We start from the raw sequence: 12,857 nt of genomic DNA on the forward strand, positions 1-12,857 counted from the left end.
ATCAGCTTTGGAACGTCATCGCCTGGCGGAAGGCGACGATTTTTTTGAGGATTTCGTTTCCGTCGGGGATCGGCTGCTCGCCGGTCGCCCATGGCAAAAGCACCGTGTCGGAAATGTCGAGGAGCGCTTCATATTGGTCGAGTTCGGCGCTGGTCAAGTCGGCGATGCGCGCATCGGCAAAGGAACCAAGGATCAGGTCCATCTCGCGCATGCCGCGATGCCAGGAGCGGAAAAGCAGTTTTCTCCGCCTCGCATCCAGCCCGTCGCTCGATCGTGTGGTTCCGGTCATAGGACGCCCTTTCGCCGCGCCGCGCATATAGCGTGGATAGACGGTGGTGTCAGCCTTGCGCTGTCAGCAGTCGTGCTTAACATCCTGGCGGTGAACAGCGTGCATCTCCCTACACTTCCCTATCCTGCTGGATGTGCCTTGCATCCGCCAATTGCCGCGTCGCACTCCGTCCAACACCCCTCATCCGACCTCGCTTCGCTCGGCCACCTTCTCCCACAAGGGGAGAAGGGAGAGCGCTGCCGCTTCGCCTCCGCAAATCTCCAATGCCGGCGATTAGCGGTGAGACCAGTGCGAAACTCCCCCTTCTCCCCTTGTGGGAGAAGGTGGCCTCGCGAAGCGAGGTCGGATGAGGGGTGCTGGACGGAACGCGACGGTCAAAGCTGATGCGCCCTTCCCTGCTCGATCCGCTGTTCGTCCCCATCACCTCGCTCGACGGCGTCGGCCCGAAGGTCGCCACGCTTATCGAAAAGGTCGTGCCGGCCGACCTCACCGCCCGCGAGGCGCGTGCCGGCGATCTTTTGTTCACGCTGCCCAGCAGCATCATCGACCGCCGCAACCGGCCGGGCATCGCACTTTCCGCCGAGGGCGCCATCGTGACGCTGGATGTGCGCGTCGACCGCCACCAGCCGCCGCCGCGCGGCAACCGCTCGGCGCCATACCGTGTCTTTGTCCATGACGACACCGGCGAGATGGCGCTGACCTTCTTCCATGCCAATGCGACCTGGCTGGAGCGCACTTTGCCGGTCGGTGAGCATGTCGTGGTCAGCGGCCGGATGGAATGGTTCAACGGCCGGCCGTCGATGGTGCACCCCGACCACATCGCATTCGCCGACAAGGCGGAGGGCCTGCCGCTGGTCGAACCGGTCTATCCGCTGACCGCCGGCCTGCATGCGAAGGTGCTGCGGCGCGCCATCGGCCAGGCATTGGCGCGCTTGCCGGCGCTGCCTGAATGGCAGGACGCCGAACTGATGCGCCGCCAGACTTTTCCAAGCTTCGCCGACGCGCTGCGCCGGATCCACAACCCGGCCGATCCTATCGACGTATCACCAGAGGCCTCCGCGTGGCGAAGGCTTGCTTATGACGAAATCCTCGCGGGCCAGGTGTCACTGGCGCTGGTGCGCGCCAACGTGCGCAAGCGCGCCGGGCGTCCGCTGACCGGCGACGGCGCCCGTATCGGGGCGCTGCGCGACGCCCTGCCCTACCGGCTCACCGCCTCGCAGGAGCAGGCGCTCACCGAAATCGACGCCGACATGGCAAAACCCGACCGCATGCTGCGCCTGCTGCAGGGCGATGTCGGCTCCGGCAAGACGGTGGTCGCCCTGCTCGCCATGGCGCGCGCTGTCGAGGCCGGCGGACAGGCGGCGCTGATGGCGCCGACCGAAATTCTTGCGCGCCAGCATTTTTCGACCATCGGCCCACTGGCGGAAAAGGCCGGGCTGGCGGTCGCAGTCCTCACTGGCCGCGAAAAAGGCCGTGAGCGCGCCGGAATCATCGAGGGACTGGAGAACGGTTCGATCGACATCGTCATAGGCACCCATGCGCTGTTCCAGGAGACGGTTCGTTTCCGCGACCTCGCCTTCGCCGTCGTCGACGAACAGCACCGCTTCGGTGTCCACCAGCGGCTGGCGATCACCGCCAAGGGCGAGGCTCCCGACATGCTGGTGATGACCGCCACCCCCATCCCGCGTACCCTGGTTCTCACCGCGTTCGGCGACATGGACGTGTCGCGGCTGACCGAAAAGCCGGCGGGCCGGCAGCCGATCCGCACGGTCACCCTTCCTTTCGAGCGCTACGACCAGCTGGTCGGGCGGATTTCAGACGCGCTGGCCGAGGGCCAGAAAATCTACTGGATCTGCCCGCTGGTCGAAGATTCCGACGAAGTCGAACTCACCTCCGTCGAGGAACGGCACGCCGCCCTGCGCCAAGAATTCGGAGCGCGGGTCGGGCTGGTTCATGGCCGCATGTCGGGCCGCGACAAGGATGAGGCGATGCGCGCCTTCAAGCAGGGCGAGACGCGTGTGCTGGTCGCCACCACCGTCGTCGAGGTCGGCGTCGACGTCCCGGACGCCACCATCATCGTCATCGAGCACGCCGAACGATTCGGGCTCGCGCAACTGCATCAGTTGCGCGGCCGCGTCGGGCGCGGCTCGAAGGCGTCGACCTGCGTGCTGCTCTACAAGCCGCCGCTTGGCGAGACGGCGACCGCCCGCCTATCGGTGCTGCGCGAGACCGAGGACGGTTTCCGCATCGCCGAGGAGGACCTGAAGCTCCGCGGCGAAGGCGAACTTCTGGGCACGCGCCAGTCCGGCACGCCCGGCTTCCAGATCGCCCGGCTGGAGGTCCATGCCGACCTGCTGGAGATTGCGCGGGACGATGCCCGCCTGGTCCTGGCGCGCGATCCGGCGCTGGAATCGGAGCGCGGCAAGGCGATCCGCGTGCTTCTTTATCTCTTCGGCCGCGACGAGGCCGTGCGCTTGCTGCGTGCCGGCTGAACGGGCTCGTCCTTTGAAACAGGTTCGGTCAAGGAAGCGGCAGGCTGTTTCGTCCTTGGCTCTTCGGCGAGCGAGGCATCGGCCGGCACGGCTGCCGCCTTTTTTCCGGCCTCCTTCGCCCGCACCAACTCGAAGCCGTCCTTCAGCGCCTTTATGGACGCGAACTTGCCCTTGCTTCGCTCGATCTCCCCGGCTTTTTCGCGGCGTGTGATCTCTTTGATCGCGGCCGACGGATCATCGAAAGGAATGCCGGAGAGGCTTGGTCCCAGGAACTCCCACCATTTCAGCGACTTCAGCCGGGCGACCAGACCGTGATCGGCAAAGCGGTTGCGGATCAGCCTGGCCGGAACGCCGCCGACGACGGCATAGGGCTCCACATCACGGGTGACGACAGCGCCGGCCGCGATGACTGCGCCATTGCCGATCTTGACGCCTTTCAGGATCATCACATTCGACCCGATCCACACATCGTTGCCGACGATGGTATCTTGCCCACCAGCGTCATCGTCCGGCCGTTCGAGCGTGACGAAATCTTTCATTGGCGGAAAGAACGAGAATTTGCTCTTCTGGTATTGGAAGGACGATGTGCCCAGCCAGGTAGTCGGATGGTCCGGCTCGCCGATACTGAAATTCGCGCCGATGCTGCAATAGCGGCCGATGACGGGATTGCCGCTCACATAGGCAGGGCGCATGAACGAGTAGGCGCCGATGCGCATTCCTTGGTAACACCAGAGATCCTGGAAGCGGACGGGCGCTTCGAACTGCAGCTTGCGCCCGGGGTTCAGCTTGCATTTGCCGGTGAACACGATTCCGTGCTCGACCGCGTCTGCCAGCGACTTGAGCTCTGTCTTCGTCCATCTCGAATCCGTCAATCGGCACGATCCCTCAATTGGTGCCGCGTTTGCGGTTGGCCACCGCAAGTTCGGCAAGCGAAATATCGATAGGCTCGCCCGCCACCGTGACCGGCAAGCGCTTGTATGGCGGCGCGACCAGGCCGGCCGAGACGATCAGCTTGGCGCCGTCCTCGATGCTCATGTCTAGCAGCACAATCTCGGAGCGATAGACATACATCAGGAAACCCGTAGTCGGGTTGGGCGTGCAAGGCATGAACACGGCGACGAGCGGATCGCCGGGCTTGTCCAGCCTCGCATTGATCTCGGTGTCCTTTTCCCCCGCGACGAAGACCAGCGACCATACGCCCTTGCGCGGATATTCAACCATCCCGACCGTGCTGAACATGTCGCTCTTGTGCGAAAGCACCGTCTCGAAAATCTGCTTCAGCGCCTTGTAGACGCCGCGCACCAGCGGCATGCGGCCGAGCAGTCCCTCGCCGAAGCGAACGATCGAGCGCCCAATGAAGTTGGCCGTCAGGAAGCCAATCATCGTGATCATGAACAGGGCCACCACCAAGCCGAAGCCGGGCACCGCGAAAGGCAGGTAATTGTCGGGATTGTAGCTGGACGGGATATAGGGCTTCACCCAGGAATCGACCCAGTGGATGAAGGTCCACGCGATGTAGGCGGTGATCGCCAGGGGCGCAATCACGATGACACCGGTGAGGAAATAATTCCTCAGCCGTGTCATGCCTGACATCTTGATCGGAACGTCGCTCATGGTCCTTCGCAGCTATTGTGCATTGCACGCCGGAATAGACCATTCCTCATGCACGGAGACAATCCACAAACGCGGGAGCGGTTCCGAACCCTGCTATTCGACGGTGACCGACTTGGCGAGATTGCGCGGCTGGTCGACGTCGGTGCCCATCACCACCGCGGTGAAGTAGGCGAGCATCTGGATCGGCAGGGCGTAGATGATCGGCGCGATGATCTCCGGCACGTCCGGCAGCACGATCGTCTCGAGAGTGTTGATGCCGGCCCGCTCGGCACCCTTGCGGTCGGTGATCAGGATGATCTTGCCGCCGCGCGCCGCCACTTCCTGCATGTTGGACACGGTCTTGTCGAAGATGCGGTCGTGCGGCGCGATCACGATCACCGGCATCTTCTCGTCGATCAGGGCGATCGGCCCGTGCTTCAACTCGCCGGCGGCGTAACCCTCGGCGTGGATATAGGAGATTTCCTTGAGCTTGAGCGCGCCTTCCATGGCGAGCGGAAAATTGGTGTCGCGGCCGAGATAAAGCACGTGGCGGTAATGCGCGAGTTCGTGCGCAACCCGGTCGATCTGCTTTTCGAGCTTCAGAACCTGGCTGGCAAAACGCGGCGCCTCGCCTAGTTCGCGCACCAGCGCTTTCTCCTGCTTGGGCGAGATCGTGCCGCGCTCCACGCCGCCGCGCACTGCCAGCGAGGCCAGAACCGAAAGCTGGCAGGTGAAGGCCTTGGTCGAGGCGACGCCGATCTCCGGCCCGGCCAGCGTCGGCAAGGTCACGTCCGATTCGCGCGCGATGGTCGAGCCGCGCACATTGACGACCGCGCCGATCGGAATGCCTTCCTGCCGGCAATAACGCAACGACGCCAGCGTGTCGGCGGTTTCGCCGGACTGCGAGATGAACAGCGCGGCGCTATTCCTCGACAGCGGCATCTCGCGGTAGCGGAACTCCGAGGCGATATCGATGTCGACCGGCAGCCGCGCAAACCGCTCGAACCAGTATTTGCCGACGAGGCCGCTGAGATAAGCGGTGCCGCAGGCGGAGATGGCGAGGCGGTCGAGCGACTTGAAGTCGAACGGCAGGTCGAGCTTGCGGGTCGTGCCCGAAACGAAGTCGACATAATGCGCCAGCGTATGGGAGATGACCTCCGGCTGCTCATGGATTTCCTTTTCCATGAAATGCCGGTGGTTGCCCTTGTCGACCAGGAAGCTGGTGCCGACCGACTGCTGGCGCTTGCGTTCCACCGGCTCGCCGGCCATGTCGTAGATCTGCGCATGGCTGCGGCGCACCACCGCCCAGTCCCCGTCCTCGAGATAGGTGATCGAGTTGGTGAAGGGCGCCAGCGCGATGGCGTCGGAACCGAGATACATCTCACCTTCGCCATGGCCTACGGCGAGCGGCGGGCCGTTGCGCGCGCCGATGATCAAGTCCTCGTCGCCGCGGAACATGATGGCGAGCGCGAAGGCTCCTTCGAGCCGCTTCAGCGCGCGGTGCGCCGCATCCACCGGGCGCGCGCCGCGTTTGATCTCGCGCGCCACCAGATGCGCCACGACTTCCGTGTCGGTCTGCGAGGCGAATTCGTAACCGTCGGCTTTCAACTCGTCGCGCAATTCGGCGAAATTCTCGATGATGCCGTTGTGGACGATGGCCACATCATTGGAGAAATGCGGATGGGCGTTGGTCTCGTTGGGCACGCCATGTGTCGCCCAGCGCGTGTGGCCGATGCCGATCGTGCCGCCAAGCGGCTCCTCGCCGAGCCGGCGTTCCAGATTGATCAGCTTGCCCTGGGAACGGCGGCGGTCGAGCGTTCCGGCCGCGATGGTGGCAACGCCGGCCGAATCATAGCCGCGGTATTCCAGCCGCTTCAGCGCGTCGACAATGAGCGGCGCCACCGGCGACTGGCCCACGATTCCGACAATGCCACACATTCAGCAATCCCTCATTTCATCATGCAAAATAATCCGGCAGCTTTCTAGAAGAAGCCACCGGGCCGGCGATAATCAATTTCGGTGTCAGTCCATGTCACGCGCGTCGCCCGCGTAACTCTATCGTGCGAGGCCTTCTAATCCGTTAGCGCGCTACTCCGCCGCCTTTTTGGCGGAAGCGAGACGTTCGCGCAGCATCCTGCCCCGTTCCGGCAGGATCTTCTGCCGCGCCCGCCCAAAGGCCAGCGCATCGGAAGGCACGTCCTCGGTGATGACGCTGCCCGCCGCGACATGGCCTCCGTCGCCGATGGTGACAGGCGCGACCAGCGACGAATTCGAACCGATGAAAGCCTTGCGCCCGATGTCGGTGTAGGACTTGTTGAAACCGTCGTAGTTGCAGGTGATCGTGCCAGCGCCGATATTGGCCTCGGCGCCGACACGGGCATCGCCGATATAGGCGAGATGGCTGATCTTGGCGCCTTGCTCGACCTTGGCGTTCTTGACCTCGCAGAAATTGCCGACCTTCGCGCGCTCGTCGATATCGGTCCCGGGCCGCAGCCGCGCGAACGGCCCGATTTCGACACGCGAACCGACGTGAGCGCCCTCGATATGGCTGAAGGCATGGATGACCGCGCCACCATCTACCTTGACGCCGGGTCCGAAGAACACATTCGGCTCGATATAGGCGTCCGGCGCGACCTCGGTATCGTAAGCGAAAAACACCGTATCCGGCGCCACCAGCGTAACGCCAGCCAGCATCGCTTCGCGGCGCCGCCGCTTCTGCCAGATCGCTTCGCCCTCGGCGAGTTCGGCTCGGTTGTTGATCCCAAGCGCGTTCTCGAAACTCGCCTCGGTGGCAAAGACGTCGAGGCCCTGGGCAGCGGCGATGGCCACGATGTCGGTCAAGTAGTACTCGCCCTTGGCGTTGTCGTTTCCGACCGCCTCCAGCAATCGCAGTGCGTATCTTCCGTCGATGGCCATCAGGCCGGAATTGCAGAAGGTGACGCGGCGCTCGTCCTCGGAGCAATCCTTCTCCTCGCGGATGGCGACAAGCTTGCCGCCCGTCTCGATCAGTCGGCCATAGCCGGTCGGGTTCGGGGTGCGGAACCCGAGCACCACGACGCCTGCGCCTTGAGCCAGTTTCTCGCGCGCCGCCGTCAGCGCCTTCGCCTCGATCAGCGGCGTGTCGCCGAACATGACGAGCACATCGTCATATCCCCGGGCAATCGCGGTGCGCGCCGCCAGCACCGCGTGCGCCGTGCCAAGCCGCTGTTCCTGGACGAAACTCTCGGCGCGCGGCGCGAATTTCGCCGACGCCTTGCGCATCTCCTCGGCACCATGGCCGATGACCAGCGCGAGATCGCCGGCGCCGGCGGCTTCCGCCGAGCGGGCCACATGCGCGACCATCGGCAGGCCCGCTATTTTGTGCAGCACCTTCGGCAACGCACTCTTCATCCGGGTGCCTTCGCCGGCTGCAAGGATGATCGACAGACAACTTCTCGACGACATGATCACTTTCCGGTTGCAGGGCCATCACTCGCGAGCGTTCTAGCATCGGCGACGCGCACTTCCAACGGTGGCGTGGCCCTGTGCCAAACGGAAGAACAGGGCTCAGCCCAAGCGGGTGAGAACAGGAAAAACTTCCTGCAGCCAATAGGCGCTCGTTTGCAGCCCGCCGGTCATGAACAGCACGCCGGCCACCACCAGCAGCGCGCCGATCGCCTTTTCCACCCGCCCCAGATGGACACGGAAGCGCGAGAGAAAACGCATGAACGCGCCTGAAAACAAGGCAGCGACGAGAAACGGAATACCCAGGCCTAACGAATAGGCTGCAAGCAGCAAAGCGCCCTCGCCCACCGTCGCGCTGCCGCCGGCAAGCGTCAGGATCGGCCCCAGCACCGGTCCGATGCAGGGCGTCCAGCCGAAGGCGAAGGCCAGGCCCATGACATAAGCCGCCACTACGCTCGCCGGTTCGCCGCGCGTCTGGAACCGTGCCTCGCGCGACAGGAAGGGGATTCTTATCACACCGAGAAAATTGAGACCCATCAGGATGATGACGAGGCCGGCGGCGAAGCCGAGCGGTTCCTCCCAAGCGCGCAGCAATCGTCCGATGGTCGATGCGCCGGCGCCGAGCGCCACGAAGACGGTGGAGAAGCCCAGCACGAAAGCGAGCGAGGTCAGCGCCAGCATGCGGCGCGCCGGCACGGGCGTGGCGCTCGCGGCCTGGCCGCGAAAATCGTCGACCGACACGCCGGCCATGTAACACAGATAGGGAGGCACCAACGGCAACACGCAAGGCGAGAGGAATGAAAGCGCTCCCGCCCCAACCGCAGTAAGATATCCGACATCGACCGCCATCGGTAGAAAGCCCTTTTCAACCGCCCGCATATAGACCGTGCGCGGGACGACCTCCAATCACCTTGGCGTGGCGGATCGTCGCCGAGAGTCGGACGGTTCATCGGCGTCCTAGGCTGCGGATTTTTACGATTGACCGGCAGGGGCGCTATCCCTATGTTCCGCCGCATTTCGGGGGTGGCAACGCCGCCCCGCGGGAGCGCATAGCTCAGCCGGTAGAGCAACTGACTTTTAATCAGTAGGTCGTGGGTTCGAGTCCCACTGCGCTCACCAAAAACCTATAAAATTCAATTAGTTACCGGCACGCATTTAGTGGGATGGGCAGACGCTGGAATTGTGTCCGCACTGTGTCCGGAAAAATCACTCAATCAGGATGTCCGCCTCTTTCGCGGCCTCGGCGAACGCCTTCTGAGCCTTGGCGAGCGCCATCCGGTCGTTCGCATGCTCGATGGCTTCCATGACCGCCTCGCGTGCCGCCCGCTGCTTTGTCCCGCCCTTGGTGGGCCATTTGTGCAGGAGGATGTCGGCGGCCTGGTGATTGTTGTTGACGTGGTAGACGGTGAAGCTCTTTCCCAGTGCTACCGGAACCGTGCCGTCCCACCAACCGCTCGCAACCATGACACAACACTCACTCGGCTTGGGCGAATCAATGCGCGAGGCTGCGAGTCGTTGCCCCGATGAAGATAATTCGCGTCACTACGTCTTTTGTTGCGACCTTCCGCCAGGCGCCGTGCTAGGTTGCAACGTGGTTCAACATTCAGGAGCCATCTCGACCGGCTGATCAAGGCCCCGATCAGTCGGTTGGGCCTTCATCATCGTGGTGGCAAAGCTCACCGCAGTCGGTTCGCCGACTCGGGATGCTCTTTGAAATTGCTATGGCTCCTCTAAACCGGTACGACACTCAGGGATGAAAAGCACCCTGTACACCGTCTATCCGCCGCCTAACCCTAACTTGCCCTTTCTGGCAGTGACGTTGATGACTGACGGCACGGTCACCGCTCGCCAGTTCGATACGGAAATCGACGCGGCCACGTACATTCGCGGGGTAGCCGCAGGCGGTGCGCGCGATCCAAAAGCTCACTAGCCCAGCCGGGGTTTACGCCGTTTGTGAACTTGCGAACCGTCGCGTCCGGGATTACGAATTCGCGGTCGTGGGCATTGTTCATGGCGAGCCCACGGTTGGAAGCGCTCCTGCGCTTCCGCCTCTGAAGGGAGCGCTACGAACATGCGCGGCACGGCCACTCATTGCCGAGAGGATCATGGTGCTTTTCAACAACGGCATAGCGACTCTTCCCCTATTGCGATCGGCCGTTTTGGAGATCGGGACACAGTGTCCGGACGACAATGGTATGGCCCACAGAATTTAGGAGTAAAAGCCGAGCAGACCGGCGCACAGGAAGACGGCCATCGCGATGCCGGCTATGGCAGCGAAAAGTGCAACGACCGTCAGGATATCGTGCCCCATCATGCATCCAAAGCGCACGGATCGCCACCGGTGGCAATTGGACTTAGGGGAAGGCGAAAGCCCGGCCGCTCGCGCAGCCAGGCAGATACGAAATCCATTTCGCATTTCGATTATGCGGCCGCCGGCGAAGCAAGCACGATAGTGGCTCCAGCGAACGCCAGCGGCGGCGATGCCGCTGCGCCGGCAATCATCATGCGCCGGTTCATTGCTGCACCACCTTTCCGGGCGCCGGAACGCCTACGATCTTCGCAGCTTCCGCGCAGATGTTTATCAGTTCTCTGCCGGCGAGTTCGTATTCGCCCCACTTTGCGACGACGAGCAGGCGCACCAGCACGTCGACCGCGTTCGCCGACTTCATGGCCATAGCGGCGTCGTAAACGCGATCGGCGGCCTTGGCCTCGGGCGTACCCTCGACACAGCCCGGAAGCGCGTCCAGCGCCTCGTAAACGGCGCGGGCTTCTTGGAGCAGGTCGAGTGAGGTCCGGCGGCGTGGTTTCATGGGCAAGATAGCAGTGGGCAAGCCTTCGGCGGCTGCCCGAACAGCGGTGTTCGGCATGGAAAATCTCCCGGTTCTGGTATAGCTTACAGCATCAACCGTAGCTTGACTTCCAGCATCACGTCAAGCATCGTTCAGAGCATAGGTTCAAGCATCATGGATCAGGAGACGAAGGTGCGAGAGAACAAGCTGCGTCGGATGGCAGACCGCCAAGGCCTGCGATTGACCAAGAGCAGGAGCCGCGACCCAAATGCGATGGACTTCGGACATTACGCCCTTATCGACGTGTCGACGGGTGGCGCGGTAAACCCTGCAATTGCCGGTCGGTGGGTGTGCAGCTGGTCACTCGATGAAGTCGAGTCGTATCTTACGGACCCGTCACCATGAGCGAAACCACACTTGGCACCGGCTCGATTTAGGCTAGGTTCCGCGAGTTTGCCCGACCGTTCGAGGAGCTTTACGAGCATCTGCGAAATCTCCCCGGCGCAGAGCTGCAAGCGTTTTGGCTGAACAGCAGCCGCCTGGGTCGAGACCGCATGTCGCCGGCGAAAGAAGAAGCGCAGTCAGCAATGACACATCTGGCGCTCGACATCATCAATGCGCGGCAAGACGCTCGAGCCGTCCAGCCGCCACCGAATGTGGGCAACACCCTCCGACTGGTGAAGGGCTGACATCTTCATCCCCGAGAACGGCGGCGGCGCTGGCGTGAGGCTGCGGAATTAACGGTTAATCACGCTCGAACCATCGTAACTTTTAGCCGTCTTCGCTAGTCTAATGAGTGCGAAATTGGGGAAGGTGTCGTGGCCGAGCCAACCCATCCGTCAATGCATCCGCTGGCGACAGAACACCTCCCGCCATTCGTCACCATGCCCGGAGAGACTGACATCCTCTTCGATGTGTCGGTCGTCATCCTCATCGTGATATTGGTGCTGTTCGGGATATTTTACTTCAAACTAATCGTATGGCCACATCAGATTGCGCATCGAGAGAACCGCGCGCGCGCCGGCATTGTGGGTGTGCTCGGACTTATTCTCTCGTCACGCACAACCACATGTTCTGGCTCGCAGGTTTGATGCTCGCGATCATTCATATCCCAGACATCATGACGCCAATTGTCTCTATCGCGGAGCCGGCGAAGCGTATTGCCGGGAGAAGATGTCCCACCTGGCAGATTGAGATCGGAACGAACCAAGCGCCGCCCAATGTGTAATGTGATGTCCGACAACTTGTCGGAGTAGAACCCAACGACCGCGAGCGGACATCCGCCGTGTGGGCTAGACCGAGAAGATTGAAACGGAGTTGGCGTTGGCCCTGCGCTTCTCCTTCAAGCTAAACCTCTCCGCTATTATGGCCGCTAGTTGCTCGGTTGATTTGCCGACGGCATCGGGGCCGAGGAGCGCGATGACCCGCTTCCGGGCACTAGCTTCAATCTGGGCAGGCGTTCGCTGTGGCTTCGACATGTCGTTAATGTGCCATCCAAGTAGGGTCATTGAAAGGCGGAATGTCGAGTCTTTTCCAGTTGCTGCCGTGTCAGCCGCCCTAGGCCTTCTCGTGGAGGTTCATGCCGGCATCCTAGCATGAGTGTCGGGCGAGCGGCTTTTTCGGGACACCGCGCCTGCTGACATGCTACGACCTTTCACTGTCATCGGAGAGTGGAAATCATGAAGAGAACATTTGCCAACACTGATGGCAGGACTATCGGCTCGCTGACTGTCCTTCAGGGCCTCATTGCTCAACTGATTGCGGAGCACCCCAGCGGAGCCAAGATCTTGGGAAGCGTTGACAACATATCCAAGAATTTCGAACAAAGCGCGAAGGACGCTGCCGCCGCCGGCAATGATCAGCTATTCACGTTCTACAATGACGTTGTTACGGGAATGGACGACACTGCCCACATCGTGCGTGAATATGTCGCGTCAATCCGGGATGGAAAATAAACGGCCCCTACTAACAGGCTGATGAAAAAGTCCCGAGGATACCCGTTTTGAGTCTGGTTTGTGCCCCGTCTGAGTCTGGGACGTTCCGTGAACAGAGAGGTTTTTCAACAGATGGGGTGATTGGGGTCTCGCCCGAGCCCAGATGCGGGCGGCTGCTCCTGTCGGGATGTTAGAACGTGGTCGCCTTGGAGCGCCACAAACATCGGGAAGGAGCAGCCGTGAAGTATTTTGCTGGATTAGACGTATCTTTGGAAGAGACCGCGATTTGCGTCGTCGATGAGAGCAGTCGGATCGT

At 62.2% G+C, this 12,857-nt stretch carries 12 protein-coding genes and 1 tRNA gene; 5 read left to right on the forward strand and 8 right to left on the reverse strand.

Translation table 11 applies throughout. The annotated features are described in order from the left end of the window. Nucleotide 1 precedes the first annotated feature (1 nt). Nucleotides 2–289 (reverse strand): FAD assembly factor SdhE, encoded by a 288-nt coding sequence (locus tag ABMA59_RS25915; RefSeq protein WP_349008272.1) that lies wholly within the window; start codon nt 287–289, stop codon nt 2–4. A 383-nt stretch (nt 290–672) separates the two neighbouring features. On the opposite strand from ABMA59_RS25915, the gene recG reads away from it, so the two are divergent. Beyond that, nucleotides 673–2,781 carry an ATP-dependent DNA helicase RecG gene (recG, locus tag ABMA59_RS25920; protein WP_349008273.1) on the forward strand — a complete coding sequence of 703 codons (2,109 nt, stop codon included), beginning with the start codon at nt 673–675 and terminating at the stop codon, nt 2,779–2,781. On the opposite strand, the gene ABMA59_RS25925 is transcribed toward recG, so the two are convergent. The 5 genes from ABMA59_RS25925 to ABMA59_RS25945 form a co-directional block, all read right to left on the reverse strand. After that, nucleotides 2,733–3,653, reverse strand: a complete 921-nt coding sequence (locus tag ABMA59_RS25925; RefSeq protein WP_349008274.1) for a CatB-related O-acetyltransferase — start codon at nt 3,651–3,653, stop codon at nt 2,733–2,735. The genes recG and ABMA59_RS25925 overlap by 49 nt on opposite strands. A 13-nt stretch (nt 3,654–3,666) precedes the next feature. Beyond that, a complete protein-coding gene (locus ABMA59_RS25930) occupies nt 3,667–4,395 on the reverse strand; it encodes a DUF502 domain-containing protein (RefSeq protein ID WP_349008275.1) in 729 nt (242 codons plus the stop codon). A 93-nt stretch (nt 4,396–4,488) separates the two neighbouring features. Beyond that, complete coding sequence (gene glmS, locus ABMA59_RS25935; protein WP_349008276.1) at nt 4,489–6,312, reverse strand: glutamine--fructose-6-phosphate transaminase (isomerizing); 1,824 nt, start codon at nt 6,310–6,312, stop codon at nt 4,489–4,491. A gap of 150 nt (nt 6,313–6,462) precedes the next feature. Beyond that, the gene (glmU, locus tag ABMA59_RS25940) at nt 6,463–7,818 is read right to left on the reverse strand and encodes a bifunctional UDP-N-acetylglucosamine diphosphorylase/glucosamine-1-phosphate N-acetyltransferase GlmU (protein WP_349008277.1); all 1,356 of its coding nucleotides are present in this window, start codon (nt 7,816–7,818) and stop codon (nt 6,463–6,465) included. 102 nt (nt 7,819–7,920) lie between these two features. Beyond that, nucleotides 7,921–8,667 carry a cytochrome c biogenesis CcdA family protein gene (locus ABMA59_RS25945; RefSeq protein ID WP_349008289.1) on the reverse strand — a complete coding sequence of 249 codons (747 nt, stop codon included), beginning with the start codon at nt 8,665–8,667 and terminating at the stop codon, nt 7,921–7,923. A 194-nt stretch (nt 8,668–8,861) separates the two neighbouring features. Here ABMA59_RS25945 and ABMA59_RS25950 point away from each other — a divergent pair. After that, nucleotides 8,862–8,937 (forward strand) — tRNA-Lys (locus tag ABMA59_RS25950). Nucleotides 8,938–9,024: 87 nt separating this feature from the next. On the opposite strand, the gene ABMA59_RS25955 is transcribed toward ABMA59_RS25950, so the two are convergent. Further along, nucleotides 9,025–9,282, reverse strand: a complete 258-nt coding sequence (locus ABMA59_RS25955) for a DUF982 domain-containing protein (RefSeq protein ID WP_349008278.1) — start codon at nt 9,280–9,282, stop codon at nt 9,025–9,027. Nucleotides 9,283–9,571: 289 nt separating this feature from the next. On the opposite strand from ABMA59_RS25955, the gene ABMA59_RS25960 reads away from it, so the two are divergent. Further along, nucleotides 9,572–9,748 (forward strand): hypothetical protein, encoded by a 177-nt coding sequence (locus tag ABMA59_RS25960; protein ID WP_349008279.1) that lies wholly within the window; start codon nt 9,572–9,574, stop codon nt 9,746–9,748. Nucleotides 9,749–10,331: 583 nt separating this feature from the next. Here ABMA59_RS25960 and ABMA59_RS25965 read toward each other — a convergent pair. Next, complete coding sequence (locus tag ABMA59_RS25965; RefSeq protein WP_349008280.1) at nt 10,332–10,685, reverse strand: hypothetical protein; 354 nt, start codon at nt 10,683–10,685, stop codon at nt 10,332–10,334. 740 nt (nt 10,686–11,425) lie between these two features. On the opposite strand from ABMA59_RS25965, the gene ABMA59_RS25970 reads away from it, so the two are divergent. Both ABMA59_RS25970 and ABMA59_RS25975 read left to right on the forward strand, forming a co-directional pair. Continuing rightward, the gene (locus ABMA59_RS25970; protein ID WP_349008281.1) at nt 11,426–11,698 is read left to right on the forward strand and encodes a hypothetical protein; all 273 of its coding nucleotides are present in this window, start codon (nt 11,426–11,428) and stop codon (nt 11,696–11,698) included. A 588-nt stretch (nt 11,699–12,286) separates the two neighbouring features. Next, entirely contained in the window at nt 12,287–12,562 is a 276-nt protein-coding gene (locus ABMA59_RS25975) for a hypothetical protein (RefSeq protein ID WP_349008282.1), read from the forward strand. Nucleotides 12,563–12,857 lie beyond the last annotated feature (295 nt).

It is taken from the genome of Mesorhizobium yinganensis (genome assembly GCF_040081985.1).
GTDB classification, from domain to species: Bacteria; Pseudomonadota; Alphaproteobacteria; order Rhizobiales; family Rhizobiaceae; genus Kumtagia; species Kumtagia yinganensis.